At 69.0% G+C, this 26,880-nt stretch carries 21 protein-coding genes; 9 read left to right on the top strand and 12 right to left on the bottom strand.

The window, feature by feature from the left end; translation table 11 throughout:
- Positions 1-20: 20 nt before the first annotated feature.
- From AC3WXD_RS07935 to AC3WXD_RS07925, 3 genes are all read right to left on the bottom strand, one after another.
- Positions 21-470 (bottom strand): GatB/YqeY domain-containing protein, encoded by a 450-nt coding sequence (locus AC3WXD_RS07935; protein ID WP_020200878.1) that lies wholly within the window; start codon positions 468-470, stop codon positions 21-23.
- A 106-nt stretch (positions 471-576) separates the two neighbouring features.
- Positions 577-789: a 30S ribosomal protein S21 gene (gene rpsU / locus AC3WXD_RS07930; protein WP_017226050.1), complete on the bottom strand. Its 213-nt coding sequence runs from the start codon at positions 787-789 to the stop codon at positions 577-579.
- Positions 790-922: 133 nt separating this feature from the next.
- The gene (locus tag AC3WXD_RS07925) at positions 923-2,197 is read right to left on the bottom strand and encodes a BaiN/RdsA family NAD(P)/FAD-dependent oxidoreductase (protein WP_492323477.1); all 1,275 of its coding nucleotides are present in this window, start codon (positions 2,195-2,197) and stop codon (positions 923-925) included.
- Between the two features lie 165 nt (positions 2,198-2,362).
- Here AC3WXD_RS07925 and tsaD point away from each other — a divergent pair, with 165 nt between their 5' ends.
- Positions 2,363-3,391 carry a tRNA (adenosine(37)-N6)-threonylcarbamoyltransferase complex transferase subunit TsaD gene (tsaD, locus tag AC3WXD_RS07920; RefSeq protein ID WP_492323476.1) on the top strand — a complete coding sequence of 343 codons (1,029 nt, stop codon included), beginning with the start codon at positions 2,363-2,365 and terminating at the stop codon, positions 3,389-3,391.
- Between the two features lie 52 nt (positions 3,392-3,443).
- Here the strand turns inward: tsaD and folE2 are convergent, their stop codons facing one another.
- The 4 genes from folE2 to AC3WXD_RS07900 form a co-directional block, all read right to left on the bottom strand.
- A complete protein-coding gene (gene folE2 / locus AC3WXD_RS07915) occupies positions 3,444-4,247 on the bottom strand; it encodes a GTP cyclohydrolase FolE2 (protein ID WP_020200882.1) in 804 nt (267 codons plus the stop codon).
- A 306-nt stretch (positions 4,248-4,553) separates the two neighbouring features.
- Positions 4,554-6,464: a 1-deoxy-D-xylulose-5-phosphate synthase gene (gene dxs, locus AC3WXD_RS07910; protein WP_492323475.1), complete on the bottom strand. Its 1,911-nt coding sequence runs from the start codon at positions 6,462-6,464 to the stop codon at positions 4,554-4,556.
- A gap of 57 nt (positions 6,465-6,521) precedes the next feature.
- Positions 6,522-7,442, bottom strand: coding sequence for a polyprenyl synthetase family protein (locus tag AC3WXD_RS07905; protein WP_020200884.1), 921 nt, complete (start codon positions 7,440-7,442; stop codon positions 6,522-6,524).
- A complete protein-coding gene (locus AC3WXD_RS07900; protein ID WP_020423639.1) occupies positions 7,439-7,741 on the bottom strand; it encodes an exodeoxyribonuclease VII small subunit in 303 nt (100 codons plus the stop codon). Before AC3WXD_RS07900 ends, AC3WXD_RS07905 begins: the two co-directional genes overlap by 4 nt.
- Before the next feature lie 354 nt (positions 7,742-8,095).
- On the opposite strand from AC3WXD_RS07900, the gene AC3WXD_RS07895 reads away from it, so the two are divergent.
- The 3 genes from AC3WXD_RS07895 to AC3WXD_RS07885 all read left to right on the top strand — a co-directional run bounded on the left by AC3WXD_RS07895 (position 8,096) and on the right by AC3WXD_RS07885 (position 11,329).
- A complete protein-coding gene (locus AC3WXD_RS07895) occupies positions 8,096-9,199 on the top strand; it encodes an aromatic ring-hydroxylating oxygenase subunit alpha (RefSeq protein WP_020200886.1) in 1,104 nt (367 codons plus the stop codon).
- Positions 9,200-9,472: 273 nt separating this feature from the next.
- Positions 9,473-10,402 carry a DMT family transporter gene (locus tag AC3WXD_RS07890; RefSeq protein ID WP_454732006.1) on the top strand — a complete coding sequence of 310 codons (930 nt, stop codon included), beginning with the start codon at positions 9,473-9,475 and terminating at the stop codon, positions 10,400-10,402.
- 69 nt (positions 10,403-10,471) lie between these two features.
- Complete coding sequence (locus AC3WXD_RS07885; RefSeq protein ID WP_492323474.1) at positions 10,472-11,329, top strand: sulfurtransferase; 858 nt, start codon at positions 10,472-10,474, stop codon at positions 11,327-11,329.
- A gap of 24 nt (positions 11,330-11,353) precedes the next feature.
- Here the strand turns inward: AC3WXD_RS07885 and AC3WXD_RS07880 are convergent, their stop codons facing one another.
- The 4 genes from AC3WXD_RS07880 to polA all read right to left on the bottom strand — a co-directional run bounded on the left by AC3WXD_RS07880 (position 11,354) and on the right by polA (position 17,634).
- Positions 11,354-12,136 (bottom strand): ZIP family metal transporter, encoded by a 783-nt coding sequence (locus AC3WXD_RS07880; protein WP_369796860.1) that lies wholly within the window; start codon positions 12,134-12,136, stop codon positions 11,354-11,356.
- Between the two features lie 205 nt (positions 12,137-12,341).
- Positions 12,342-13,214 carry a dienelactone hydrolase family protein gene (locus AC3WXD_RS07875; protein WP_020200890.1) on the bottom strand — a complete coding sequence of 291 codons (873 nt, stop codon included), beginning with the start codon at positions 13,212-13,214 and terminating at the stop codon, positions 12,342-12,344.
- Positions 13,215-13,314: 100 nt separating this feature from the next.
- The gene (locus tag AC3WXD_RS07870; protein ID WP_029043167.1) at positions 13,315-14,643 is read right to left on the bottom strand and encodes an NAD(P)/FAD-dependent oxidoreductase; all 1,329 of its coding nucleotides are present in this window, start codon (positions 14,641-14,643) and stop codon (positions 13,315-13,317) included.
- Positions 14,644-14,820: 177 nt separating this feature from the next.
- The gene (gene polA / locus AC3WXD_RS07865; RefSeq protein WP_492323473.1) at positions 14,821-17,634 is read right to left on the bottom strand and encodes a DNA polymerase I; all 2,814 of its coding nucleotides are present in this window, start codon (positions 17,632-17,634) and stop codon (positions 14,821-14,823) included.
- Positions 17,635-17,638: 4 nt separating this feature from the next.
- Between polA and AC3WXD_RS07860 the strand changes: the two genes are divergently transcribed.
- The 4 genes from AC3WXD_RS07860 (at position 17,639) to AC3WXD_RS07845 (ending at position 21,233) form a co-directional block, all read left to right on the top strand.
- Positions 17,639-18,577, top strand: a complete 939-nt coding sequence (locus AC3WXD_RS07860) for an LOG family protein (protein ID WP_081651299.1) — start codon at positions 17,639-17,641, stop codon at positions 18,575-18,577.
- A 200-nt stretch (positions 18,578-18,777) separates the two neighbouring features.
- Positions 18,778-19,206: a DUF2782 domain-containing protein gene (locus tag AC3WXD_RS07855; RefSeq protein ID WP_029043170.1), complete on the top strand. Its 429-nt coding sequence runs from the start codon at positions 18,778-18,780 to the stop codon at positions 19,204-19,206.
- 237 nt (positions 19,207-19,443) lie between these two features.
- Positions 19,444-20,427 (top strand): homoserine kinase, encoded by a 984-nt coding sequence (locus AC3WXD_RS07850; protein ID WP_454732010.1) that lies wholly within the window; start codon positions 19,444-19,446, stop codon positions 20,425-20,427.
- 5 nt (positions 20,428-20,432) lie between these two features.
- Positions 20,433-21,233: a BPSS1780 family membrane protein gene (locus AC3WXD_RS07845; RefSeq protein WP_020200896.1), complete on the top strand. Its 801-nt coding sequence runs from the start codon at positions 20,433-20,435 to the stop codon at positions 21,231-21,233.
- 10 nt (positions 21,234-21,243) lie between these two features.
- On the opposite strand, the gene AC3WXD_RS07840 is transcribed toward AC3WXD_RS07845, so the two are convergent.
- Positions 21,244-23,598, bottom strand: coding sequence for a UvrD-helicase domain-containing protein (locus tag AC3WXD_RS07840; RefSeq protein ID WP_492323472.1), 2,355 nt, complete (start codon positions 23,596-23,598; stop codon positions 21,244-21,246).
- A 390-nt stretch (positions 23,599-23,988) separates the two neighbouring features.
- On the opposite strand from AC3WXD_RS07840, the gene AC3WXD_RS07835 reads away from it, so the two are divergent.
- Positions 23,989-26,856 (top strand): valine--tRNA ligase, encoded by a 2,868-nt coding sequence (locus AC3WXD_RS07835; protein ID WP_020200898.1) that lies wholly within the window; start codon positions 23,989-23,991, stop codon positions 26,854-26,856.
- Positions 26,857-26,880: the final 24 nt, after the last annotated feature.

Raw genomic sequence — 26,880 nt, 5'->3', positions numbered from 1 at the left:
CGGCAGGCGCCGGCGTACGCTCAGCGCGGCGCCAGCGCGGCCTTGACCAGGCCGGACACCGCGGTCATGTCGGCGCGCCCGGCCAGGCGGGGCTTGAGCACGGCCATGACCTTGCCCATGTCCTGCGGGCCCGCCGCGCCGCTCTCGGCCACGGCCTTCTGCACCTCGGCCGCCACTTCGGCGTCGGACAGGGCTGCCGGCATGTAGACCTTGAGCACTTCCACTTCCGCGCTTTCCTTGTCGGCGAGGTCGGTGCGGCCGGCCTGCTGGAACTGGCTAATGGAGTCCTTGCGCTGCTTGATCAGCTTGTCGATCACGGCCTGCACGGCGGCGTCGTCGAGCTCGATGCGCTCGTCCACTTCCCGCTGCTTGATGGCTGCCAGCAGCAGGCGGATGGTGCCGAGGCGCTCGGACTCGCGGGCGCGCATGGCGGCCTTCATGTCTTCGCTGATACGGGCTTTGAGGGACATGGCTATCTTCCAGAAATAGTGATGCGGGGCGCCGCGCGGGCGCCAATGCAAAAACCCGCCGGAGCCTTGCCCACAGCGGGTTCTGATGCGAAGAACGAAGCAGCGTTCAGTACAGCTTCTTCGGCAGCATCTGGCTGCGGATGCGCTTGTAGTGGCGCTTCTCGGCAGCGGCCTTCTTGCGCTTGCGCTCGGCCGTCGGCTTTTCGTAGAACTCGCGAGCCCGCAACTCGGTGATCAAGCCGTTCTTTTCGATGGTGCGCTTGAAACGACGCATGGCGACTTCAAACGGCTCATTGTCTTTAAGGCGGATGGTAGTCATTGCTGAAATAAGTAGCAGTGGCAGTGCCGCGGATGAACGCAGCGGTTGAGCGGTCTTGCGAGGATTTTACGAAAACGCCAAGTCTATCACAGCTTTTGTCAAGCCCGCATTGCAGGAAATCCCCCTATCGGGGCTATGGCGCCGCCGGCGCGGCCGCGCGTGCCATTTCCGCCACAGAGCGGCCCGCGGCCACGCCCGACGCCCAGGCCCACTGGAAGTTGTAGCCGCCCAGCCAGCCGGTCACGTCGACCACTTCGCCGATGAAATAGAGGTTCGGCACCGCGCGCGCCATCATGGTGGCCGACGACAACGCCCGCGTGTCCACCCCGCCCAGCGTGACCTCGGCCTTGCGGTAGCCCTCGGTGCCGGACGGCACCAGTTCCCAGCGGTTGAGCGCCGCGCCGAGCCGGCGCAGGGCCTTGTCGGGCATGTCGTGCAGCGGCTGGGCGCCGTTCAGGCCCGCCGCCGCGCACCAGGCATCGGCCAGCCGCGCCGGCAGGCGCTCGGCCAGCAGGTTGGCCAGGTGCCTGCGGCTGGTGCCTTTGTGCTCGAGCAGCCAGTCGCCGGCGTCGGCGCCGTCGAACAGGTCGATGGCGATGGGCGTGCCGGGGCGCCAGAAGCTGGAGATCTGCAATACGGCGGGGCCGGACAGCCCGCGATGGGTCCACAGCAGGTCTTCGCGGAAGGCGCCGGCGGCCTTGCCGCTGCCGGTGGCGATGTCGACCTCCATCGAGACCCCGGCCAGCGGCGCGAACGGCGCCCAGCCCTGGCCGTCGAAGGTCAGCGGCACCAGCGCGGGGCGCGTCTCGACCATGCCCAGGCCGAACTGGCGGGCGATGCGGTAGCCGAGGTCGGTGGCGCCGATCTTGGGGATCGACAGGCCGCCGGTGGCCACCACCAGCGCGCCGGCGCGGATCGGCCCCTGCGTGGTCGCCAGCAGGAAGTCGTCGCCTTCGCGGCGCACTTCCTCCACGCCGCAGCCGGTGCGCCAGGCCACGTTGCCGGCGCCGCACTCGGCGCGCAGCATCTCGATGACCTGCTCGGCGCTGTCGTTGCAGAACAGCTGGCCGCGGTGCTTTTCGTGCCAGTCGATCTCGTGGCGCCGCATCAGGCCGAGGAAGTCCTGCGGCGTGTAGCGCGCCAGCGCCGAGCGGCAGAAGTGCGGGTTGGCGGACAGGTAGTTGGCCGGCCCGGCCTGCAGGTTGGTGAAGTTGCAGCGGCCGCCGCCGGAGATGCGGATCTTCTCCGCCAGCCGCGTGGCATGGTCGACCAGCACCACGCTGGCGCCGCCCTGGCCCGCCACCGCGGCGCACATCATGCCCGCGGCGCCGGCGCCGAGCACCGCCACGTCGAAGCGCGCGGCGCGCGCGCCGCCCGGCGCGGCTCCCGTGGTGTGCCTGCTGCTCATGTCCGTCCTGCCTGCTGAAGAAGCGGCGATTGTAGCGAAAAGGCGGCGAAAGGCCGCGGAAGGCGGGGCCGGCGCCGCTGTGCTACCCTGCTGGCCTTGCGCCAGCGCGCCGGCGCCAACCGATTGATTTGCCGGTCCGCTTCCGGGCCGGCGCTGCCTGTTCCCATGCTTGTCCTCGGCATCGAATCCTCCTGCGACGAAACCGGCCTGGCCCTCTACGACACCACGGCCGGCCTGCTCGCGCACGCGCTCCATTCGCAGATCGCCATGCACCGCGACTACGGCGGCGTGGTGCCCGAGCTCGCCTCGCGCGACCATATCCGCCGCGTGCTGCCGCTGCTGCGGCAGGTCCTCGGCGAGGCCGGCCGCACCCGCGCCGACATCGACGCGATCGCGTTCACGCAAGGCCCCGGCCTGGCCGGCGCACTGCTGGTCGGCGCCTCGGTCGCCAACGCGCTCGGCTTTGCCCTCAACGTGCCGATGCTCGGCGTGCATCACCTCGAAGGCCATCTGCTGTCGCCGCTGCTCACGCGCGATCCGCCGCCGTTCCCGTTCGTCGCGCTGCTGGTCTCCGGCGGCCACACGCAGTTGATGGAAGTGCGCGGCATCGGCGATTACGCGCTGCTCGGCGAGACCCTCGACGACGCCGCCGGCGAGGCGTTCGACAAGACCGCCAAGCTGCTCGGCCTGAGCTATCCGGGCGGGCCGGAAGTCTCGCGCCTGGCCGAGTTCGGCACGCCCGGCGCCTACGCGCTGCCGCGGCCGATGCTGCATTCGGGCAACCTGGATTTTTCGTTCGCCGGCCTCAAGACCGCGGTGCTGACGCAAACCCGCAAGATGGGCAACGTCTGCGAGCAGGACCGCGCCAACCTCGCGCGCGCGTTCGTGGACGCCATCGTCGACGTGCTGGCCGCCAAGTCGATGGCCGCGCTCAGGCAGACCGGGCACCGCAGGCTGGTGGTGGCCGGCGGCGTGGGCGCCAACCGGCAGTTGCGCGAGCGGCTCGACCAGCTCGCCGCGCAGAAGAAGATCGAGGTGCACTACCCCGACCTGGCGTTCTGCACCGACAACGGCGCGATGATCGCCTTCGCCGGCGCGATGCGCCTGCAGGCCGCGCCGGAGCTGGCGCGGCACGACTACGGCTACGGCGTGACGCCGCGCTGGGATCTGTCGGACATCCGCCTGCCGGCGTAGCCGCGGGCACCCGGGCGCGCCGCCGGCGCAAGGCCGGCGGCGGCAGCCCGGATCAGGCGACGCGCTTGTCGCGCTCGATCACGGCGTAGGCGCTGTGATTGTGGATGGACTCGAAGTTCTCCGCCTCGAGCACGTAGGCCACGATGCGCTCGTCCGCGTTGAGGCGCATGGCGATGTCGCGCACCAGGTCCTCGACGAACTTCGGGTTTTCGTAGGCGCGCTCGGTGACGAACTTCTCGTCCGGCCGCTTGAGCAGGCCCCACAGCTCGCACGAGGCTTCTTCCTCGGCCATGCGCACCAGCGCCTCCACCGGCAGGTCGCCCGCCAGCTCGACGTTCATGGTGATGTGCGAGCGCTGGTTGTGCGCGCCGTACTGCGAGATCTTCTTCGAGCACGGGCACAGGCTGGTGACGGGCACCAGCGCCTTGAGAAACACCTTGGCCGCGCCGCCGCGCACTTCGCCGACCAGCGTGACCTCGTAGTCCATCAGCGACTGCACGCCCGACACCGGCGCGACCTTGTTGATGAAATACGGGAAGGTGACTTCGATGCGGCCGGCCTCGGCTTCGAGCTTGAGCAGCATCTTGTCGAGCAGGCGGCGAAAGCCGGCGAGCTCGAGCGGCTCGCGCTCTTCCTCGAGCAGCGCCACGAAACGCGACATGTGCGTGCCCTTCTGGTCCGCCGGCAGGTGCACGTCGAGGTTGAAGGTGCCCACGGTGGCCTGCACGCCGGCCGGCGTCTTCAGCGACAGCGGATAGCGCACGCCCTTCACGCCGACCCGCTGAATGGGGATCTGGCGGGTGTCGAGGCTCGACTGCACGTCGGGCATCACGAAGGCGGGATTGATGTCATTCATACCGGATTCCTAGGTTTCCTCTACGGTCGCGGCATTTTTCGCAGACAACACTGCCGCGCAACGAGTGTGAAACCGCGGGCGACGGCAACCGATGCCTCCCGCAGCTGCGAACACAGAACTTCGGATTTTAAGGGAAATCGCCCGGGGCTGCCGGGAGGGCGGCGATACCCGCACACCAAACGCGGGATGCCGGGAAGACGGGAGGCAGAAGGCGGGAGGAAGGCGGGAGTCGGAAGGCGGGCCGCGCGGGCGGCATCGCGGGGAACACCGCATGCCCGCCGGCGGCGGGCATGCGTGGCGCGCAGGTCAGGCCGCGCGCGTGGCGACCGTGGCCTGGGCCAGCTTGAAGCGCTCGCGCACCGACTGCTCGATGCCCGGCGCGTCGAGCCCGCACTGCGAAAGCAGGAAGGCGGGATCGCCGTGGTCGATGAAGCGGTCGGGCAGCCCGAGCTGCAGCACCGGCACGGCGAGGCCGGCGGCGGCCAGCGCCTCGAGCACCGCGCTGCCGGCGCCGCCCATCACGCTGCCTTCCTCGACCGTGACCAGGTAGTCGTGCTCGTGCGCCAGCTTCTTGACCAGCTCAACGTCGAGCGGCTTGATGAAGCGCATGTTGGCCACCGAGGCGTCGAGCGCCTCGGCCGCGGCCAGCGCCGGGTGCAGCATCGAGCCGAACGCCAGGATGGCCACGCGCTGGCCGGCGCGCGCGCCGCTGGTGCGGCGCACCTCGCCCTTGCCCACCGGCAGCGCGGTCAGCGCCGCCTCGGTCGCCACGCCGGCGCCGGCGCCGCGCGGATAGCGCACGGCGGTCGGGCAGTCCTGCTGGAACGCGGTGGTCAGCAACTGGCGGCATTCGTTCTCGTCGGCCGGCGCCATCACCATCATGTTGGGGATGCAGCGCAGGAAGGCGATGTCGTAGGCGCCCGCGTGGGTGGCGCCGTCGGCGCCGACCAGGCCGGCGCGGTCGAGCGCGAACACCACCGGCAGGTTCTGCAGCGCCACGTCGTGGATCAGCTGGTCGTAGCCGCGCTGCAGGAACGTGGAATAGATCGCCACCACCGGCTTGAGGCCCTCGCAGGCCAGGCCGCCGGCGAACGTCACCGCGTGCTGCTCGGCGATGCCCACGTCGTAGTAGCGGTCCGGGAAGCGCTTCTCGAACTCCACCATGCCCGAGCCTTCGCGCATGGCCGGCGTCACGCCCACCAGGCGCGGGTCGGCCGCGGCCATGTCGCACAGCCAGTCGCCGAAGACCTGGGTGTAGGTCTTGCGCGCGGGCTTGGCCGACGGGCGGATGCCTTCGGCCGGGTTGAACTTGCCCGGGCCGTGGTACAGGATCGGGTCGGCCTCGGCCAGCTTGTAGCCCTGGCCCTTCTTGGTGACCACGTGCAGGAACTGCGGGCCGCCGCCTTCGAGCGCGCGCTTGCGGATGTTCTGCAGCGTCGGCACCAGCGATTCGAGGTCGTGCCCGTCGATCGGGCCGATGTAGTTGAAGCCGAACTCCTCGAACATGGTGGCCGGCACCATCATGCCCTTGGCATGTTCCTCGAAGCGCTTGGCGAATTCCAGCACCGGCGGCGCCACCGACAGCACGCGCTCGATGTGCTTCTTGGTCGAGGCGTAGAACTGGCCGCTCATCAGGCGCGCGAGGTGGCGGTTGAGCATGCCGACCGGGGGCGAGATCGACATGTCGTTGTCGTTGAGCACCACCAGCAGCGGCAGGTCCTTGTAGACGCCGGCGTTGTTCATGGCCTCGAAGGCCATGCCGGCGGTCATCGCGCCGTCGCCGATCACGGCGATCGACACGCGCTGCTCGCCCTGCGTGCGCGCGCCCAGCGCCATGCCGAGCGCGGCCGAGATCGAGGTGGACGAGTGCGCGGTGCCGAAGGTGTCGTATTCGCTTTCGGCGCGGCGCGGGAAGCCCGAGATGCCGCCCCACTGGCGCAGCGAGTGCATGCGGTCGCGCCGCCCGGTCAGGATCTTGTGCGGGTAGCTCTGGTGGCCCACGTCCCATACCACGCGGTCTTCCGGGGTATCGAACACATAGTGCAGGGCGATGGTCAGCTCGACCGTGCCGAGGTTGGACGACAGGTGGCCGCCGGTCTGGGACACGGATTCGAGCACGTAGGCGCGGAGTTCGTCGGCCAGCGTCTGGAGCTGGCGCCGGTCCAGCCTGCGAAGGGCGGCGGGGTCGTCTATGGTTTTAAGCAGTGCGTAGGTCATGATGTCCGTTCGGCGGCCGGATTCTTGTGCCCGGTTATCGGTTTTCTACTTATCATTTCAGTTCGAGCGCAGCACGATCAGATCGGCCAGTTCGCCCAGGCGTTTGGCGCGCGCGCCGAACACCGCCAGCGCCTCGTGCGCCGAGGCGCGCAGTTTCGCGGCCAGCTCGCGGGCGGGCTCGAGGCCCATCAGCGAGACGTAGGTCGGCTTGTCGTTGGCGGCGTCCTTGCCGGCGGTCTTGCCCAGCGTGGCGGTATCCGCGGTCACGTCGAGGATATCGTCCACCACCTGGAACGCCAGCCCGACCGCCGCGGCATAGCGGTCGAGCGCGGCCAGGCCGGCCTCGTCCACGCTGCCGCAGCAGGCGCCCATGCGCACGCTGGCGCGCAGCAGGGCACCGGTCTTCATGCGGTGCATCGCCTCGAGTTCGTCGAGCGACATGGCCAGGCCGACGTGCTGCAGGTCGATGGCCTGCCCGCCGGCCATGCCGACCGAGCCCGAGGCCCGGGCCAGCTCCGCCACCAGGCGCATGCGCGCGGCGGCATCGAGCGAGGCCAGCGAGGCCGATTCGGCCAGCACCATGAACGCCTGGGTCTGCAGCGCGTCGCCCACCAGCAGCGCCGTCGCCTCATCATAAGCCTTGTGCACGGTGGGACGGCCGCGGCGCAGGTCGTCGTCGTCCATGCACGGCATGTCGTCATGCACCAGCGAGTACGCGTGGATCATCTCCACCGCGCAGGCCGCCGCATCGCAGGCCTCGGGTGCCGCGCCGGCCACTTCGCCAGCGGCATGCACCAGCAGCGGCCGCACGCGCTTGCCGCCGCCGAGCACAGCATACCGCATCGCGTCGTGCAGCCTGGCCGGCACGGCATCGACGGCCGGCAGCTCGGCTTCGAGGGCCTGTTCGGTGCGGGCGCCACGGGCGCGCATCCAGCCGGCGAAATCGCCCGCGTCGGGATTCTGCCTGGATTCGCTCATTCCTGCTCTCCCGGCACCGCGGCGGCTTCGGCGGGCGCGCTCTTGAGCACGTCGCCATCCAGCACCTTGACCTGCTGTTCCACGCGCTCCAGCGTCTGCTGGCAGTACTTCACCAGTTCCGCGCCGCGCTTGTACGCCGCCAGCGAATCTTCCAGCGGCAGCGCGCCGCCTTCCATGCTGGCCACCAGCGCCTCCAGTTCGGCCAGGGCGGCCTCGTAGGATGCTGGCGTCGCGGTGGCGGACCGCTGGTCGGCCGAGGCCGTTCCGGGCTGGGCCGGGGAGCTCGTAGTCTTTGGCATTGCGGACAATGAATCTGGGGAAGCTGGGATTTTACGCCAAAGCGCGAGATTGGCCGCATCCATGCTCACGCTCGCGCGGCAGCGTTGCCGGAAAGTGACTTGTGCGCTTGGGTCGTCTTTCCGAATGCGCCCGGAACGGCACCTCCATGACGACCCGGGTCGACTTTTTCGCTAAAAAGGCAAAATAATCAGTCCCTTAACTTTTTGGCTCGGGTACAATCCGCGGTTCGTCAGCGCCATCTCACGCCGGGGCCGGGAAGCAGGTCCGGGCGCCGCTGACTGTCTTTCCCAAATCGATTTCTTTTCGATGGTTGGGTTGTTCACTGCTTTCGCCTGTCATAGGGAGTGGGGATAATGTCCAATCTCAGCACCGCGCTGAAACTGGTGCCGGCTGATTCGCAACTGCCCGTCAACGTCTACTTCGACGAGGCGCTGCATCAACAAGAACTGGAACTGCTGTTCAAGAAGGGCCCGGGCTACGTCGGCCATGAACTGATGGTCCCCGAAACGGGCGACTACCAGGCGCTCGCGGCCGAGGAAGAAGGCCGCATCCTGGTGCGCAACGCGGACGGGATCGAGCTCCTGTCCAACGTCTGCCGCCACCGGCAGGCCATCATGCTCAACGGCCGCGGCAACGCGCAGAACATCGTCTGCCCGCTGCACCGCTGGACCTACGACCTGAAGGGCGACCTGCTCGGCGCGCCGCACTTCGACAAGCAGCCGTGCGTGCACCTGAACCGCTCGCCGCTGCAGAACTGGAACGGGCTGCTGTTCGAGGGCGAGCGCGACGTGCGCGCCGACCTTGCGCGCCTGGGCGTGGCCCAGGACCTGAACTTCGACGGCTACATGCTCGACCACGTCGAGATCCACGAGTGCAACTACAACTGGAAGACCTTCATCGAGGTCTATCTGGAGGACTACCACGTCGTGCCGTTCCACCCCGGCCTGGGCAGCTTCGTCTCGTGCGACGACCTGAGCTGGGAGTTCGGCGACTGGCACAGCGTCCAGACCGTGGGCCTGCACGCCGGCCTGAAGCGGCCCGGCAGCCCGACGTACCAGAAATGGCACGACGCGGTGCTGCGCTTCAACAACGGCCAGCTGCCCAAGTACGGCGCGGTCTGGCTGACCTACTACCCCAACATCATGGTGGAGTGGTATCCGAACGTGCTGGTGGTATCCACGCTGCATCCGCTCGGTCCGGACAAGACCCGCAACGTGGTGGAGTTCTACTACCCCGAGGAAATCGTGCTGTTCGAGCGCGAGTTCGTCGAGGCGGAGCGCGCCGCCTACATGGAAACCTGCATCGAGGACGACGAGATCGCCGAGCGCATGGATGCCGGCCGTCGCGCCCTGCTCAAGCGCGGCGTCAGCGAAACCGGCCCCTACCAGTCGCCGATGGAAGACGGCATGCAGCATTTCCACGAATGGTATCGCCGCGCCATGTCCTTCACCGGGTGAATTGCGGACCGGGGACCTGACGGCCGCGACGGCCGCGACTGCGGCCTGATGCGCAAAACCAACGGAACGGACCGCCCAGGCGGTCCGTTTTGCCTTTGTTGCAGCGCACTCGCGCTGCTACAATCTCCGCTTCCCGTGTGCGCCCGGCTGCGCCCGGCGTCTCGCCGCGCCGCGCGGGCCATTCGCCGCCGCGAAGCCTTTCGCGGGCATGGCCGCCCCGCCCCGGGGCCGGCCGGGCCCGCGCGCTGTCCATTCCTTCCCTGTCGCCCCGCCATGCAATCGCTCTGGATGCTGTTCGCCGCCTTCGCCTTTTCTCTGATGGGGGTGGGCGTCAAGCTGGCATCCGAGCTGTACACCACCGGCGAGATCGTGTTCTACCGCAGCGCGGTCAGCGTGGTCATCATGTGGGTGGTGCTGGCGGGCTCGGGCGTCTCGGTGCGCACGCCGCACATGGTCATGCACATCAAGCGCAGCCTGTTCGGCGTGACCGCGCTGCTGCTGTGGTTCACCTCGATCACGCTGCTGCCGCTGGCCACCGCGATGACGCTGAACTACATGTCGCCGGTGTGGATCGCGCTGATCCTGGGCGCCGGCGCGGCGCTGGCCGGCACGCGCGGGGCCGGCGCGGACCGCAAGCTGATCGGCGCCATCCTGATGTCGTTCGCCGGCGTGCTGTGCCTGCTGCAGCCGTCGGTCGGCAAGGACCAGCTTACCGGCGGCCTGATCGGGCTGATCTCGGGCATCTTCACCGCGCTGGCCTACGTGGAGGTGCGCCAGCTCGGGCAGCTGGGCGAGCCGGAAGGCCGCATCGTGTTCTATTTCTCGGCGGTGGGCATGGTGGTGGGCCTGGGCTGGATGCTGATCGGCGGCGTCCGCCCCCATAGCTGGCACGGCGCGGCGCTGCTGCTGGGCATCGGCATCCTCGCCACGCTGGGGCAGACCGCCATGACGCGCGCCTACAAGCGCGGCAACACGCTGCTCACGGCCAACCTGCAATACGCGGGCATCGTGTTCTCGAGCCTGTGGGGCATGCTGGTCTGGAGCGACAAGCTCAACTGGCTGTCGTGGCTGGGCATGGCGCTGATCATCGCCAGCGGCATCGCCACCACGCTGACGCGCGCGCGCGAGGACACCGCCGGCAGGCAGCCCACCAGCGCCACGCCGCTGCGCTCGCCCGAGGCGGAAGTCCATCCCGAGGTGTAGCATCGACCGTGGCGCGCCATGCCCCGCGCGCGGGCGCGCCCCTGTGCATTTCCAACCAGAGGCCATTCCATGTTCACCACCCTGATTTCCTGCCAGGACCTGCGCGCGCTGCGCGAAGGCAGCGGCCGCCACGGCGTCGTGATCGACTGCACCTTCGACCTGGCAAACCCGGCCGCCGGCCGCGAGGCTTACCACGCCGGCCACCTGCCGGGCGCGTTCTACCTGCACCTGGACAACGAACTGTCCGGCGCCAAGACCGGCAGCAACGGCCGCCACCCGCTGCCCGACCCCGACACGCTGACCGCGCGCCTGCGCGCGCTCGGCGTCGGCACCGGCAGCCAGGTGGTGGCCTACGATGCCCACGGCGGCATGTTTGCGGCGCGCCTGTGGTGGCTGCTGCGCTGGCTGGGCCACGAGGCCGTGGCGGTGCTGGACGGCGGCAGGAATGCGTGGGTGGCGGCCGGCCTGCCGCTGGAAGCGGGCACCGCGCCCGAGCCGGAGACGCCCGGCGACTTCACGCGCAAGGCCTCGCTGGCGGCCACGGTGGATGCGGACCTGGTGCTCGCCAACCTGGACGCGCCGCGCCGGCTGGTGGTGGACGCGCGCGCGCCCGACCGCTTCCGCGGCGAGAACGAGACGCTGGATCCGGTCGGCGGGCACATTCCCGGCGCGGCCAACCGCTTCTTCAAGGACAACCTGCGGGCCGACGGCAGCTTCAAGCCGGCGGCCACGCTGCGCGAGGAATTCGCCCAGGTGCTGGGCGCCACCCCGGCCAGCGCCGCCATCATGCAGTGCGGCTCCGGCGTGACCGCCTGCCACAACCTGCTGGCGCTGGAAGTGGCGGGCCTGCGCGGCGCCGCCCTGTACCCGGGCTCCTGGAGCGAATGGTGCGCCGACCCGGCGCGGCCGGTGGCCAGCGGCGCCTAGCGCCCCGCGCGCGGCCCGCGCGGCTTACTTGCCGGCCGCCGCCGCGTGCGCGCGGCCGTGGCCGTGGCCTTCATGCACGCCGTTGGTGATGAAGAAGATGGCGCCGATCCCGGCCGCCACCAGCACCATCTGGATGATCGACTCGCGCCAGCGCGGCTTGCGCTGCATCTGCGGCATCAGGTCGCTTACGGCGATGTAGACGAAGCTGCTCGAGGCGATCACCAGCACGTAGGGAATCCAGCCGCTCATCTGGTCGAGCAGGTAGTACCCGACCAGCCCGCCGGCGATGGCCGCCAGGCTCGACAGCAGGTTGAAGGCGAACGCGCGCACCTTCGAGAAGCCCGCATTGAGCAGCACGATGAAGTCGCCCACTTCCTGCGGGATCTCGTGCGCGGCGATGGCCAGCGCCGTGACCAGGCCGATGTGCGGATCGGCCAGGAAGGCAGCCGCGATCACGATGCCGTCGGCGAAATTGTGGAAGGTGTCGCCGACCAGGATGGTCAGGCCGCTGCGCCCGGCTTCCTCGCGGTCGTGGCCGTGGTGGTGGTGATGCCCGTCGCCCTCGTGGTGGTGCGAGTGGCGCAGCAGCGCGATCTTTTCCAGCAGGAAGAAGCCCAGCAGGCCGGCCAGCAGCGTGCCGAACAGCGCGCGCGGATCGGCGCCCGACTCGAACGCCTCCGGCAGCGAATGCAGCAGCGCGGTGGCCAGCAGCACCCCGACCGAGAAGCTCACCATGCGCTCCACCACGCGCGAGGCCACCGTCAGCGACAGCAGCGCCGCTCCGAAGATACTGCCCACCCCGGAGATGGTGGCGGCCAGCAGGATGTAGGCAAGGGTGGAATCGATGATGGGCTCCCGGGACCGGCGATGCGCCCCACGGGGAGCGGCACCGGCCTCAAACGCAACAGTGTTGCAAGAAACGAAGCCCGCATTGTACGTAGATTGGCGCCGACTTTGCAAATGCCGCGTCCGCCGGCCACCCCTGCGCGTGATTACGCGCAATTACATGCGATTACACGCCGTGCTGCCTGAACCACGCCAGGCAGCGCTGCCAGCCGTCCTTGGCGTCGGCGGCGACGTAGCTCGGCCGGTAGTCGGCGTTGAACGCATGGCCGGCATCCGGATACACCACGAACACGGACGCGCGGGCGTTGGCATTGTCCGCGGCGGCCAGCGCCGCCTTCATCCGCGCCACGTGCTCCTGCGTGATGCCGGTGTCCTTGGCGCCGTACAGGCCCAGCACCGGCACCTTGAGCTCGCCGGCCACGTCGACCGGGTTGCGCGGCTTGAGCGCGCTGGGCTCGCCCACCAGCTGGCCGTACCAGGCCACGGCGGCCTTGAGCTGCCGGTTGCGCGCGGCGTACAGCCAGGCGACGCGCCCGCCCCAGCAAAAGCCGGTGATGGCCAGCCGGCCGGCGTCGCCGCCATTGGCGAAGGCCCACGCCGCGGCGGCGTCGAGGTCGCCCAGCACCTGCGCGTCCGGCACCTTGGCGATCAACTGGGTCTGCAATTCCTGCAAGGTGCCGAAGCTGTTCGGGTCGCCCTGGCGCGCGAACAGCTCGGGCGCGATGGCCAGGTAGCCCAGCTTGGCGAAGCGCCGGCAGATGTCGGCGATATGCTCGTGCACGCCGAAAATCTCGCTCACCACCAGCACCACCGGCAGATTGGTCTTGCCTTCGGGCTGGGCGCGGTAGGCCGGCATGTTGAAGCCGCTTGAGGCGATGGTGACTTCGCCGGCGGTGAGCCCGGCGAAGTCGGTCTTGATGGTCTGCGCCGACACCGGCAGGACAGCGGCGGCGAATGCCGAGCCCAGCGCGGTCTTGACGAACGCCCGGCGGTCGAAGGACTGTCCGGGTACGAGGCTTTCCACTTCAGGCTTCAGCATGAGGTCTCCTGCTTGGCGGGTTGGGGAGACCGATTCTAAGCAAACATGGCGTACCGCGCACGCCGGAGCCACGCGCCCTGCCCCACCCTGCTCTCAACCCTTAGTGCAGCTTCACGCGCGGGCTGGTCTTGCTGCGCAGCCAGTGGGTCACGGTATCGAGCGCCATGCGCACGGCGCCGTGCAGCGCCAGCACGTGCATGCGGTACAGCGAGGTGTACATCACGCGCGCCATCAGCCCCTCGATGAACATCGAGCCGCCGATCAGCCCGCCCATCAGGCTGCCCACCGCGCTGAAATGCCCGAGCGACACCAGCGAGCCCAGGTCCTTGAACTGGAACGCCGGCAGCGGCTTGCCGGCCAGGCGCGCGCACAGCGCGCCGTAGAGGAAGGTGGCCTGCTGGTGCGCGGCCTGGGCGCGCGGCGGCACCGTGCCCTGCTTCTCCGGCCACGGGCAACTGGCGCAGTCGCCGAAGGCGAAGATGTCCGGATCGGTCTCGCTCTGCAGCGTGGGCCCCACCACGATCTGCCCCATGCGGCTGACCGGCAGGCCGAGCGTGGCCAGCACCGGCGGCGCGGTGATGCCGGCCGCCCACACCGTCAGGTCGGCGTCGATGCGCTTGCCGCTGGCGGTCAGCACCGCGTCCGTGGTGACCTCGGTGACGCGTTCGGCGGTGAAGACGTCGATGCCGAGCTTGTGCAACAGCTTGGTGGTCTCGGTGGAGACGCGCTCGGACAGCGCCGGCAGGATGCGCGGGCCGGCCTCGATCACGTGGATGCGCACGTCGCGGCGCGGGTCGAGCTGGTGCAGGCCGTAGGCGCTCAGCACGTGCGCGGTGTTGCGCAGCTCCGCCGACAGTTCCACGCCGGTGGCGCCGGCGCCGATGATGGCCACGTCCACGCACGGCCGCCCGTCCGCGCCGACGCGCCCGCCGCCGTTCTGCGCGCGCACGCAGGCCGCGATCAGGCGGCGGCGGAAGCGTTCGGCCTGCGCCACGGTGTCGAGCGCGATGGCGTTGGCGGCGGCGCCCGGCACGCCGAAGAAATGCGTGACGCAGCCGATCGCCAGCACCAGCGTGTCGTAGGGCAGCTCGCGCGCGGGCAGCAGCTCCATGCCGTCGAGGTCGACGCAGGCGGCCACCGAGATGGTCTTGCGGGCGCGGTCGATGCCGGTCAGCTCGCCCTGCTGGAACTCAAAGTCGTGCCAGCGCGCCTGCGCCACGTATTCGAGCTGGTGGGTGTTGGGGTCCATGCTGCCGGCGGCAACTTCATGCAGCAGCGGCTTCCAGATGTGGGTCGGCGAGCGGTCCACCAGCACCACCTGCGCGGCCCCGCTCTTGCCGAGCTTGTCGCCCAGCCGCGTGACCAGTTCCAGCCCGCCCGCGCCACCGCCGACCACGATGATGCGATGCGCCCTTGCCTCTGTACTCATGATCTACCCAGTGTCGTCGATAGGCTTGTTGCCCGGCCGGTGCGCGCGGACCGGCCGGGCCTTGGCGCCAGTCTGCTGCACGGCAGCAGGACTGGCAAGCCGCCATTCACCGATTCAGCGGTCGCTTCAATCGAAACCGGATGCAGGCACGGCGGCGCGCGTGGGCGGGCCCGGCGCTCAGTGCGCTTCTTCCCAGTTGCTGCCGCTGCCCACTTCGGCCACCAGCGGCACGCGCAGCTTCGCCACGTTGCACATCAGCTCCGGCAGCCTGACCTTGACCAGCGCCAGCTCCGCCTCGGGGACTTCCAGCACCAGTTCGTCGTGCACCTGCATGATCTGGCGCGTGCCGAGCCGGTCCGCCTCGAGCCAGTCCTGCACGGCGATCATCGACAGCTTGATGAGGTCGGCCGCAGTGCCCTGCATCGGCGCGTTGATGGCCGCGCGCTCGGCGCCCTGGCGGCGCGGGCCGTTGCCGCCGTTGATGTCCGGCAGCCACAGGCGGCGGCCGAACACGGTCTCGACGAAACCCTGCTCGCGCGCGGTCTGGCGCGTCTCTTCCATGTAGTGCGCCACGCCCGGATAGCGCATGAAATAGCGGTCGATGTAGTGCCGCGCGGCCTCGCGCTCGATGCCGAGATTGCTGGCCAGGCCGAACGCGCTCATGCCGTAGATCAGGCCGAAGTTGATGACCTTGGCGTAGCGGCGCTGCTCGCTGCTGACCGCGGCCGGGTCCACGCCGAAGATTTCCGCGGCGGTGGCGCGGTGCACGTCCGCGCCCTCGGCGAACGCGCGCGTCAGGTTCTCGTCGCCCGAGATATGGGCCATGATGCGCAGCTCGATCTGCGAGTAGTCGGCCGAGACGATCACGTTGCCGGGGCCGGCGATGAACGCCTCGCGGATGCGGCGGCCTTCCTCGGTGCGCACCGGGATGTTCTGCAGGTTGGGATCGGTCGAGGCCAGGCGCCCCGTCACCGCGGTGGCCTGCCCGTAGCTGGTGTGCACGCGCCCGGTGGCCGCGTTGACCATCTTGGGCAGCTTGTCGGTATAGGTGGACTTGAGCTTGGACAGGCCGCGGTAGTCCAGCAGCAGCTTGGGCAGCGGATAGTCCTCGGCCAGCTTCTGCAGCACCTCTTCGTCGGTGGAGGGCGCGCCGCTGGCGGTCTTCTTGACCACCGGCAGCTTCATCTGGCCGAACAGGATCTCGCCGATCTGCTTGGGCGAGCCGAGGTTGAACGGCTGGCCGGCCGCGTCGTAGGCGGCCTGCTCGAGCTCCAGCATGCGCTGGCCGAGCTGCGCGCTCTGCGCGGCCAGGCGCTCGGCGTCGATCAGCACGCCGTTGCGCTCGATCTTCTGCAGCACCACCGAGACCGGCATCTCGATCTTCTCGTAGACGTAGAGCAGCTTGTCCAGCGCCTCGAGCTGCGGGTACATGTTGCGGTGCAGGCGCAGCGTGACGTCGGCATCCTCGGCGGCGTACTCGGTGGCGCGCGCGATGTCGATCTGGTCGAAGCAGATCTGGTTCACGCCCTTGCCGCACACTTCCTCGTAGGTGATGGTCTTGAGGCCGAGCAGGCGCTCGGCCAGGCTGTCCATGCCGTGGTTGCGGTGCGAGGCCAGCACGTAGCTCTGCAGCATGGTGTCGTGCGCGACGCCGCGCAGCGCCACGCCGTGGTTGGCGAACACGTGCACGTCGTACTTGAGATGCTGGCCGAGCTTGGCGCGCGACGGGTCTTCGAGCCACGCGCGCATGCGCCCGAGCACGAACTCGCGCGACAACTGGCCGCGCCCTTCCAGGCCCACCACGTCGGGGCCGGCGTGGGCCACCGGGATATAGACCGCCTCGCCCGGCTCGATCGACATCGAGATGCCGACCATCTGCGCCTGCATCGGGTCGAGCGAAGTGGTCTCGGTGTCGATGGCCACCAGCGGCGCGGCTTCCACGCGGCGCATGAATACTTCCAGCTCGGCCTCGGTGGTGATGGCTTCGTAGCGGATCTGCGCCGGCGCGGCATCGAACAGCCCGCCCTGGGCCGGGCCGGCGGCCGGGCCATTCCCCTGCGCGCTACCCTGCGGCAGCGGCTCGCCGGCGCGCGCGCGCGCCTGGGCGCGCGGATCGGGCAGGCTCTCGCCGGTGGCTTCGCGCAGCCAGGTCTTGAAGCCGTAGCGCGAGAAGAACTCGACCAGCTTCTCCCTGTCCTCGCCGGCGTCCTTGAGATGGTGGAAATCGCCCAGCGCGGCCGTCAGGTCGCAGTCGGTCTTGACCGTCACCAGCTCGCGCGCCCTGGGCAGCCACGCCAGCGTGTTGCGCAGGTTCTCGCCGACCACGCCCTTGATGCCGGCGGCATTGGCCATGATGTCGTCGAGCGTGCCGTATTCGGTCAGCCACTTGACCGCGGTCTTGGGCCCCACCTTGGGCACGCCGGGCACGTTGTCCACCGCGTCGCCGATCAGCGAGAGATAGTCGACGATGCGCTGCGGCGGCACGCCGAACTTGGCCACCACGCCGGGCGGGTCGAGCACCTCGCCGCTCATGGTGTTGACCAGCGTGACATGCTCGTCCACCAGTTGCGCGAGGTCCTTGTCGCCGGTGGAGACCACCGTGCGCATGCCCTCGGCGGTGGCCTGGCGCGCCAGCGTGCCGATCACGTCGTCGGCCTCCACGCCGTCCACCACCACGATGGGCCAGCCCAGCGCGCGCACCGCGTCGTGGATCGGCTCGATCTGCCTGGCCAGATCCTCGGGCATCGAGGGGCGATGCTCCTTGTAGGCGGGGTAGAGATCGTCGCGGAAGGTCTTGCCCTTGGCGTCGAACACGCAGGCGCTATACTCTGCCGGAAAATCGTTGCGCAGCTTGCGCAGCATATTGATCATGCCGTAGATTGCCCCTGTGGGCAGCCCCTCCGCGTTCCTCAGGTCCGGCAGGGCGTGATACGCGCGATACAAATAGCTCGACCCATCGACGAGCAAGAGTGTTTTTGGACTATCCGACATTCCCATGGACTCAAAATTGACTGGTGCCGCCGCAGGCGGTGCGAACGCCGCTCCCCGCTCGGACGCGGCAGGCGCCGCCGAACCGGCCGCGGCACTCAAGCAGGCCGCGCAGGGCAGCATGACCACCGCGGCCGATATGGATGTGAACGTGACGGTCAGCGCCGCTGCCGAGGGCCCCGGAGATACGTCCCCCGCCGCCGGCATCCGCGCCAACCCGCGCAAGATGATTCCCAGCCTGCGCGCGCTGGCCGACGAAGACCGCGCCACCGCAAAGAAAGCACGCGCTTCGTGGCAAATGTTCACGATTATGGCAGAGTTCATCGAGGCGACCGAGTACCTCTCGGAGATCCGCCCGGCGGTGTCGATCTACGGCAGCGCGCGCCTGCGCGAGGATTCGCCGTACTACCAGCGCACCATCGAGATCGCGCGTCTGTTCTCGGACGCCGGCTTCGCCGTGATCTCGGGCGGCGGCCCCGGCATCATGGAGGCCGCCAACAAGGGCGCCCACGCCGGCAAGTCGGCCAGCGTCGGCCTGAACATCGAGCTGCCGCACGAACAGCAGGGCAATCCGTACCAGGACATCGCCATGCGCTTTCGCCACTTCTTCACGCGCAAGGTCACTTTCGTCAAGAACTCGGACGCCTTCATCGTGATGCCGGGCGGCTTCGGCACGCTCGACGAACTCGCCGAGGTGCTGACCCTGGTGCAGACCGGCAAGTCGCGCGCGGTGCCGGTGGTGCTGTTCGGCAGCCGCTTCTGGAAGGGCCTGCTCGACTGGTTCCGCTTCACGCTGCTGCCGATGGGCCTGATCGCCGAGCACGACCTCGACCTGATGAAGATCGTCGACGAGCCGCATGAAGTGCTCGAAGCGGTATATGAATACTACGAGCAGCGCGGCGGCGACAACCCGATCCCGCCCAAGGAGGAGATGTTCTACCTGTAGTGCCGCCTGTCATGCCGCCGGCCGTGCCACGGGCGGGCCGGCGCGCGCGCCCGGGTGCCCGGCGGATCACCGCGGGAGCCCGGCGCGGGCAGGAATTGCTAGAATGGAAGCCTGATCCACTGCCAAAGCCCGGCGCCGCCGGGCTGCAGCGCCATTCGCGATGCAGCATGCCCGATTGCTGGATCGCACAGGAGCCCTGAATGACCTCCCCCTCCCTCCTGGCCGCCGCGAGCGCGGGCGCGCCGGAGCAGCCGTTCCCGGCATCCGCCCGGATGCTGGCCGCCGCCGTCCTGCTGGCGCTCGGCGTGCCGTTCGCGGCGCTGGCGCAGCAAGGCACCGAACAGGTCGGCGGCGCGCTGACCCAGCAAGAGCTCAACGAGATCAACAACAGCCCGATCGCCCCGCCGGCCAAGACGCAGCTCAACCAGCCGCGCGAGCCGAGCTTCCAGCTCAACGAGCCGGACGGCACGCAGATCCGGGAGTACCGCAACAAGGGCCAGGCCACGGACATCGAGGTCAAGTCCGGGGTCGGCACCAAGTACCAGATGAGCAAGCCGGAGGACAGCTCGCCGAAGATCCGCGACCGCGAAATGAACCGCGTGCCGTCGGTCAACGTGCTGCAGTTCTGAGCCATGCGCGGGCCGGATGGCGCAATCCGGCCCGTGCGCGGGGCCTCCGGGCCATGACGCCGGCATGCGGCCGCGGGCGCTTGCGCCCGGAGACGCGTCCGGCTACCGCTTTTCCGATTTCCCACGACCCCGCCAGGCCAGCGCGGCGGGGCCGCGCCGGCAACATCCGGCATCCACGCCGCGGCGATGCGCAAGCGTTTGCGCGCGCCGCCATCCGTTTCGATTCACACAAAGAGTATGGCCGTATTCACCACGGTCTCGCCGGACGAGATCGCCAGTTGGCTCCTTGACTACGACCTGGGCGAAATGCGCGAATTGCGCGGCATCGCCTCGGGCATCGAGAACAGCAATTTCTTCCTGACCACGGAGCGGGAGGATGGCACGCACGAGTACGTGCTGACCATCTTCGAGCGGCTGACCTTCGCGCAGTTGCCGTATTACCTGCACCTGATGGCCCACCTGGCCGGGCACGGCATCCGCGTGCCGGCGCCGGTGCCGGGCCGCGACGGCGAGATCCTGCGCGCGCTCAAGGGCAAGCCGGCCACCATCGTCACGCGCCTGCCGGGCAGCTCGCAGCTCGCGCCCGCGGCCGGGCACTGCGCCGAGGTCGGCGACATGCTCGCGCGCATGCACCTGGCCGGCCAGAGCTATCCGCGCCAGCAGCCCAACCTGCGCAGCCTGCCGTGGTGGCAGCAGACCGAGACCGAGATCCTGCCGTTCCTCGATGCCGGCCAGCGCGCGCTGCTGCAGCAGGAACTGGCGCACCAGGCCGCCTTCTTCCACGGCGCCGACTACGCCGCGCTGCCGGGCGGCCCCTGCCACTGCGACCTGTTCCGCGACAACGCCCTGTTCGAGACCGACGGGCACGGCCACGACAAGCTCGGCGGCTTCTTCGACTTCTACTTCGCCGGCAACGACAAGTGGCTGTTCGACCTGGCCGTCACCGTCAACGACTGGTGCATCGACCTGGCCAGCGGCGCGCTCGACGACACGCGCGCCCGCGCGCTGCTGCGGGCCTATCATGCGGTAAGGCCGCTGGGCGCGGTCGAGGCGGCACGCTGGCGCGACATGCTGCGCGCCGGCGCGCTGCGTTTCTGGGTCTCGCGCCTGTGGGACTTCTACCTCCCGCGCGAGGCCGACATGCTGCAGCCGCACGACCCGACCCATTTCGAACGCATCCTGCGCCGGCGCATCGAAGCCGCCGCGCTGCCCTGGACCTGAGCATCATGCAATTACTGGAAGTTTCCGCCAAGGAAGGTTATGTCTGGTTCCGCCAGGGCGTCTGGCTGTTCCGCAAGAACCCGCTCGCCTTCCTGATGCTGCTGTTCATCTACCTGATCGCCGCGCAACTGGCCGTGTTCGTGCCGCTGATCGGCATCATCGCGCTGCTGGTGATCACCCCCGGGCTGTCGGTCGGCATCATGACCGCCTGCCGCGAGGTGATCCAGAACAAGCGGGTGCTGCCCACCGTGCTGCTGGCGGGATTCCGCGCCAACGGCAAGCTGGCCAGCCGCAACCTGCTGGTGCTCGGCGGCATCTACGCCGCGCTGGTGTTCGTGCTGAGCCTGATCGCCGGCAGCCTGGTGGACATCAGCACGCTGGTGCCGATCCTGCTCAAGGAGGAAGCGCCCTCGCCCGACGCCGTGCGCCAGCTCTATTTCGCGCTGATGATCGGCGCCGCGCTGTACACGCCGATCGCCATGATGTTCTGGTTCGCCCCGCTGCTGACCGCTTGGCACAACGTGCCGCCGGTCAAGGCGCTGTTCTTCAGCTGGACCGCGTGCTGGCGCAACCGCGGCGCCTTCCTGGCCTACGCGGTGGTGTTCGCGGTGCTGCTGGTGGCGATTCCGTTCTTCCTCGAGGCGCTGTTCGGCGCGCTCGGCGCCGAGACCCTGCTCTCGTTCCTGGTCACGCCGTACTCGCTGCTGATGCTGGCGATCATGTACTGCTCGTTCTACGCGACCTACCGCGGCTGCTTCAACGTGGTCCCGGAAAACCCGGCCGGCAGCCTCGACACCGCGGCATGACGGCGCGCCTTCAGTCGATCGGGTCCAGCTTCGCCACCGACAGCGCCAGCCACTTGGCGCCGTGGCGCTTGAACTCGATGTTGGCGCGCGCATCGGCGCCGTCGCCCTCGAGCGCCTTGATGACACCCTCGCCGAACTTGTTGTGGAACACGCTCTGGCCGATGCGCAGGCCGGAGCCGGCCTCGCGCTTGGCGTCGGCGTAGCCGTTGCCGGTATCCATGCCGCCGGTGGGCTTGGTGCCCGAGTAGGGCACGTCCTCGGGCTTCTTGAACCAGTCGCGGCCCCAGCCGCTTTCGCTCTGCTGGCGGCGCTGCGCGCCGTAGGACGGCGCCTGCGGCTGCAGCCACTTGAGCGCTTCCTCGGGCAACTCCTCGAAGAAGCGCGAGCGCACGTGATAGCGCATCTGCCCGTGCAGCACGCGGCTCTGCGCGAACGACAGGTAGAGCCGCTCGCGCGCGCGCGTGATGGCCACGTACATCAGGCGGCGCTCTTCCTCCAGCCCGTCGGCCTCGTTGGCGCTGTTCTCGTGCGGGAACAGGCCCTCCTCCAGCCCGGTGATGAACACCGCGTTGAACTCCAGCCCCTTGGCCGCGTGCACGGTCATCATCTGCACCGCGTCCTGGCCGGCCTGCGCCTGGTTGTCGCCGGCCTCGAGCGAGGCGTGGGTCAGGAAGGCCACCAGCGGCGTCATCACCACCGGCAGCGCCTCGGGGTCCAGCACCTGCTGCGCCTGGTCGCCGTCGGCCAGCGCCGGCAGCACCTGCGCGCCGTCGCGCCCGACCGGGATCGCGCTGGCCAGCGCGTCCAGGCCGTAGCCTTCCTCCATCACGAAGGCCTGCGCCGCCGTCACCAGTTCCTGCAGGTTCTCGATGCGGTCCTGGCCTTCCTTCTCGCCGCGGTAATACTCGATCAGGCCGCTGGTGTTGGTCACGTACTCGACCGTCTCCGGCAGCGTCAGGCGGCGCGTCTCGGCATGCATCTTCTCGATCAGCCGCACGAAGGCGCCGAGCGTGCTGCCGGCCTTGCCGGGCACGTAGGCCACCGCCTCGGCCAGCGAGCAGTCGTACTGGCGCGCGGCGTCCTGCAGCGCCTCCAGCGAGCGCGCGCCGATGCCGCGCGCGGGGAAGTTCACCACGCGCCCGAAGGCGGCGTCGTTGCGCGGGTTCTCCAGCAGTTGCAGGTAGGCCAGCGCGTGCTTGACTTCGGCGCGCTCGAAGAAGCGCAGGCCGCCGTACACGCGGTACGGGATGCCCGACGAGAACAGCGCGTGCTCGATCACGCGCGACTGCGCGTTGCTGCGGTAGAGGATGGCGATCTCCGCGCGGCTCATGCCCTGCGCCACCAGGTCGCGGATCTCCTCCACCATCCAGGCCGCTTCCTGGCCGTCCGAGCCCGCCTGGAACACCCGCACCGGCTCGCCGTGGCCGGCGTCGGTGCGCAGGTTCTTGCCCAGGCGGCGCGCGTTGTGCGCGATCAGGTGGTTGGCCGAATCGAGGATGTGGCCGTGCGAGCGGTAATTCTGCTCGAGCTTGATCATGTGGCGCACGCGGAATTCATGCTCGAAGTCGCGCATGTTGCCCACGTTGGCGCCGCGGAACGCATAGATGCTCTGGTCGTCGTCGCCCACCGCGAACACCGCGGCCGGGTTGGGCGTGCCGAAGCCGGCCAGCAGCTTGAGCCAGCGGTACTGCAGCACGTTGGTGTCCTGGAACTCGTCCACCAGGACGTGGCGGAAGCGGTGCTGGTAATGCTGGCGGATGGCGTCGTGGTAGCGCAGCAGCTCGTAGCAGCGCAGCAGCAGCTCGGCGAAGTCGACCACGCCTTCGCGCTGGCACTGCTGGTCGTAGGCGGCGTAGAGGTCGACGAAGCGGCGGTTGAAGTCGTCGTTGGCCTCCACGTCGGCCGGGCGCAGGCCCTGCTCCTTGGCGTTGTTGATGAAGTACTGCAGGCTCTTGGGCGGGTACTTCTCGTCGTCCACGTTGAGCGACTTGAGCAGGCGCTTGAGCGCCGAGAGCTGGTCCTGGCTGTCGAGGATGGCGAAGGTCTGCGGCAGCCCGGCGTCGCGGAAATGCGCGCGCAGCATGCGGTTGCACAGGCCGTGGAAGGTGCCGATCCACATGCCGCGCGTGTTGATCGGCAGCATCGCGGTGAGCCGCGCGGTCATTTCCTTGGCGGCCTTGTTGGTGAACGTCACCGCCAGCAGGCCGGCCGGCGACACGCGCCCGTTCTGGATCAGCCAGGCGATGCGCGTGGTCAGCACGCGGGTCTTGCCGCTGCCCGCGCCCGCCAGGATCAGTGCCGGTTCGTCAGGCAGGGTGACGGCGGCAAGTTGTTCGGCGTTGAGATTGGCAAGCAGATCGGACATCGGGAGGCCTTGTGGAATGCCGGGAATTATACCGGGGCGCCTCCATCGCCCGTGCCCACGGCCCGGCGTGGTCCGGCGCCGGCCCGCGCGGGGCCGCAGACATGGCCGCCGGGCCATGTGATCCCCTCGCAGGAAGTATCCGGAAATCCACCCGGCGCGCGCGGACGGCGGCAAAATGGCGCCCGGATTGCGCAGGCATCATGGCCCGGTGCCCGCGGATCGCGCCCGGATCGGCGTCCCGGCTCGCCCCGGGGACGGCGCGGAACCGGCCTGCGCGGGGTCTTTTCCCGCGCAGGCATCCCGCCTCCCCTATAATTTGACGTTTTCCCCGGCGCGTTTGCCCCGCCCGCCTGGGCCGCAGAATCCGACGCAATCATCGACACCCCGAGCATGACCGCCCAAGACCAGTCCCTTGCCAAGAGCTTCGAACCCGCCGCCATTGAGGCCAAGTGGGGCCCAGAGTGGGAGAAGCGCGGCATCGCGAAGCCGACCCTAGACTCGGACCGCCCCGATTTCTGCATCCAGCTGCCGCCGCCCAATGTGACCGGCACGCTGCACATGGGCCATGCCTTCAACCAGACCATCATGGACGGCCTGGCCCGCCACGCGCGCATGTCCGGCGCCAACACGCTGTGGGTGCCCGGCACCGACCACGCCGGCATCGCCACCCAGATCGTGGTGGAGCGCCAGCTCGAGTCCCAGGGCGTCTCGCGCCACGAGCTCGGCCGCGAGAAGTTCACCGAGAAGGTGTGGGCCTGGAAGGAAGAGTCCGGCTCGACCATCACGCGCCAGATCCGCCGCATGGGCGCCTCGATCGACTGGAGCCACGAATATTTCACGATGTCGCCGGAGATGTCGAAGGCGGTCACCGAAGTGTTCGTGCGCCTGTACGAGCAGGGCCTGATCTACCGCGGCAAGCGCCTGGTCAACTGGGACCCGGTGCTGGGCACCGCGGTGTCCGACCTGGAAGTGGAGAACGTCGAGGAAGAAGGCTCGATGTGGCACATCCGCTATCCGCTCACCGAAGCCGACGGCGTGCGCGGCCTGACCCACCTGACCGTGGCCACCACCCGCCCGGAAACCATGCTGGGCGACGTCGCCGTGATGGTGCACCCGGAAGACGAGCGCTATGCGCACCTGATCGGCAAGTCGGTGCGCCTGCCGCTGACCGGCCGCGACATCCCGGTCATCGCCGACGACTACGTCGACCGCGAATTCGGCACCGGCGTGGTCAAGGTCACGCCGGGCCATGACTTCAACGACTATGCGGTGGGCCAGCGCCACGGCCTGCCGCAGCTGTCCATCCTCACGCTCGACGCCAGGATCGTCGCCAACGCGCCGGCGGCCTACGCCGGGCTGGACCGCTTCGACGCGCGCAAGCGCATCGTCGACGACCTCGACGCGCAGGGCCTGCTGGCCGAGGTCAGGAAGCACAAGCTGATGACGCCGCGCAGCGAGCGCACCGGCAGCGCCATCGAGCCGATGCTGACCGACCAGTGGTTCGTCGCCATGAGCAAGCCGGCGCCCGAAGGCACCTTCTACCCGGGCCGCTCGATCGCCGAGGTGGCGCTCGAGGCCGTGCGCGGCGGCGAGATCAAGCTGATCCCGGAGAACTGGAACAGCACCTACAACCAGTGGCTGGAGAACATCCAGGACTGGTGCATCTCGCGCCAGCTCTGGTGGGGCCACCAGATCCCGGCCTGGTACGACGACAGCGGCAAGTGCTTCGTCGCGCGCACCGAGGAAGACGCGCGCGCGCAGGCCGCGGCCGCCGGCAGCACCGGCGCGCTGCGCCGCGAGGACGACGTGCTCGACACCTGGTTCTCGTCCGCGCTGGTCCCGTTCTCGTCGCTCGGCTGGCCCGCCGAGACGCCCGAACTGCAGCACTTCCTGCCGTCGTCGGCACTTGTCACCGGCTACGACATCATCTTCTTCTGGGTGGCGCGCATGGTCATGATGACCAAGCACTTCACCGGCAAGGTGCCTTTCCACACCGTTTATGTGCACGGCCTGGTGCGCGACTCGGAAGGCAAGAAGATGAGCAAGTCCGAGGGCAACACGCTCGACCCGGTGGACCTGATCGACGGCATCGAGCTCGAGCCGCTGCTCAAGAAGCGCACCACCGGCCTGCGCCGCCCCAAGGACGCGCCCAAGATCGAGAAGAAGACCCGCAAGGAATTCCCCGACGGCATTCCCGCCTTCGGCGCGGACGCGCTGCGCTTCACCTTCGCCTCGCTGGCCACGCTGGGCCGCAACATCAATTTCGACACCGGCCGCTGCGAAGGCTACCGCAACTTCTGCAACAAGCTGTGGAACGCCACCCGCTTCGTGCTGATGAACACCGAAGGCCATGACTGCGGCATGGGCCCGTGCAACAACGACTGCGGCCCGGACGGCTACCTGGACTTCTCCCAGGCCGACCGCTGGATCGTGTCGCTGCTGCAGCGCGTGGAGGGCGAAGTGGAAAAGGGCTTCGCCGAATACCGCTTCGACAATATCGCCAGCGCCATCTACAAGTTCGTGTGGGACGAATACTGCGACTGGTACCTCGAACTGGCCAAGGTGCAGATCCAGAACGGCACGCCGGCGCAGCAGCGCGCCACGCGCCGCACGCTGCTGCGCGTGCTGGAGACGGTGCTGCGCCTGGCCCATCCGATCATCCCCTTCATCACCGAGGAACTGTGGCAGAAGGTGGCCCCGCTCGCCGGCCGCGCCAGGGGCGACGGCAGCGAGACGCTGGCGCTGCAGGCCTACCCGCTGCCGGCCGTGGCCAAAATCGACGAGGCCGCCGAGCAATGGACCGCGCAGCTCAAGGCGGTGGTCGACGCCTGCCGCAACCTGCGCGGCGAGATGAACATCTCGCCGGCCCAGCGCATCCCGCTCTACGCGCAGGGCGACAGCGCCTTCCTGGCCTCGGCCCAGGCCTATGTGCAGGCGCTGGCGAAACTTTCCGAGGTGAAGGTATTCGAAGACGAGAACGCCCTGATGACGGAAGGCGCCGGCGCGCCGGTGGCCATCGTCGGCGGTAATCGCCTGCTGCTGAAGATCGAGATCGACGTGGCCGCCGAGCGCGCGCGCCTGTCCAAGGAAATAGAGCGCCTCAGCGCCGAGATCGGCAAGTGCCGCGGCAAGCTTTCCAACGAAAGCTTCGTCGCCAAGGCACCGCCGGCCGTGGTCGCGCAGGAAACCCAGCGTCTGTCCGATTTCGAACAGACACTGGGCAAGCTCCAGGATCAACTGGGGCGTCTGCCGGCATGAGCTTTGCGTCACCAGCAGGGTTGT

Source organism: Cupriavidus sp. FW216-B1 (genome assembly GCF_058789195.1).
Note: the sequence above shows the minus strand (reverse complement) of the source record. Positions and strands in the feature narration are given on the sequence as shown.

What these genes read in the sequence shown, in the direction of transcription:
- dxs (WP_492323475.1), bottom strand. Translation starts at nt 6,464, where the DNA reads ATGACCTACGCACTGCTTAAAACCATAGACGACCCCGCCGCCCTTCGC.
- AC3WXD_RS07845 (WP_020200896.1), top strand. Translation starts at nt 20,433, where the DNA reads ATGCAATTACTGGAAGTTTCCGCCAAGGAAGGTTATGTCTGGTTCCGC.
- AC3WXD_RS07870 (WP_029043167.1), bottom strand. Translation starts at nt 14,643, where the DNA reads ATGAGTACAGAGGCAAGGGCGCATCGCATCATCGTGGTCGGCGGTGGC.
- AC3WXD_RS07855 (WP_029043170.1), top strand. Translation starts at nt 18,778, where the DNA reads ATGACCTCCCCCTCCCTCCTGGCCGCCGCGAGCGCGGGCGCGCCGGAG.
- AC3WXD_RS07905 (WP_020200884.1), bottom strand. Translation starts at nt 7,442, where the DNA reads ATGAGCGAATCCAGGCAGAATCCCGACGCGGGCGATTTCGCCGGCTGG.
- AC3WXD_RS07935 (WP_020200878.1), bottom strand. Translation starts at nt 470, where the DNA reads ATGTCCCTCAAAGCCCGTATCAGCGAAGACATGAAGGCCGCCATGCGC.
- AC3WXD_RS07850 (WP_454732010.1), top strand. Translation starts at nt 19,444, where the DNA reads ATGGCCGTATTCACCACGGTCTCGCCGGACGAGATCGCCAGTTGGCTC.
- tsaD (WP_492323476.1), top strand. Translation starts at nt 2,363, where the DNA reads ATGCTTGTCCTCGGCATCGAATCCTCCTGCGACGAAACCGGCCTGGCC.
- rpsU (WP_017226050.1), bottom strand. Translation starts at nt 789, where the DNA reads ATGACTACCATCCGCCTTAAAGACAATGAGCCGTTTGAAGTCGCCATG.
- AC3WXD_RS07895 (WP_020200886.1), top strand. Translation starts at nt 8,096, where the DNA reads ATGTCCAATCTCAGCACCGCGCTGAAACTGGTGCCGGCTGATTCGCAA.
- AC3WXD_RS07890 (WP_454732006.1), top strand. Translation starts at nt 9,473, where the DNA reads ATGCAATCGCTCTGGATGCTGTTCGCCGCCTTCGCCTTTTCTCTGATG.
- AC3WXD_RS07875 (WP_020200890.1), bottom strand. Translation starts at nt 13,214, where the DNA reads ATGCTGAAGCCTGAAGTGGAAAGCCTCGTACCCGGACAGTCCTTCGAC.
- AC3WXD_RS07925 (WP_492323477.1), bottom strand. Translation starts at nt 2,197, where the DNA reads ATGAGCAGCAGGCACACCACGGGAGCCGCGCCGGGCGGCGCGCGCGCC.
- AC3WXD_RS07900 (WP_020423639.1), bottom strand. Translation starts at nt 7,741, where the DNA reads ATGCCAAAGACTACGAGCTCCCCGGCCCAGCCCGGAACGGCCTCGGCC.
- AC3WXD_RS07885 (WP_492323474.1), top strand. Translation starts at nt 10,472, where the DNA reads ATGTTCACCACCCTGATTTCCTGCCAGGACCTGCGCGCGCTGCGCGAA.
- polA (WP_492323473.1), bottom strand. Translation starts at nt 17,634, where the DNA reads ATGTCGGATAGTCCAAAAACACTCTTGCTCGTCGATGGGTCGAGCTAT.
- folE2 (WP_020200882.1), bottom strand. Translation starts at nt 4,247, where the DNA reads ATGAATGACATCAATCCCGCCTTCGTGATGCCCGACGTGCAGTCGAGC.
- AC3WXD_RS07840 (WP_492323472.1), bottom strand. Translation starts at nt 23,598, where the DNA reads ATGTCCGATCTGCTTGCCAATCTCAACGCCGAACAACTTGCCGCCGTC.
- AC3WXD_RS07860 (WP_081651299.1), top strand. Translation starts at nt 17,639, where the DNA reads ATGGACTCAAAATTGACTGGTGCCGCCGCAGGCGGTGCGAACGCCGCT.
- AC3WXD_RS07835 (WP_020200898.1), top strand. Translation starts at nt 23,989, where the DNA reads ATGACCGCCCAAGACCAGTCCCTTGCCAAGAGCTTCGAACCCGCCGCC.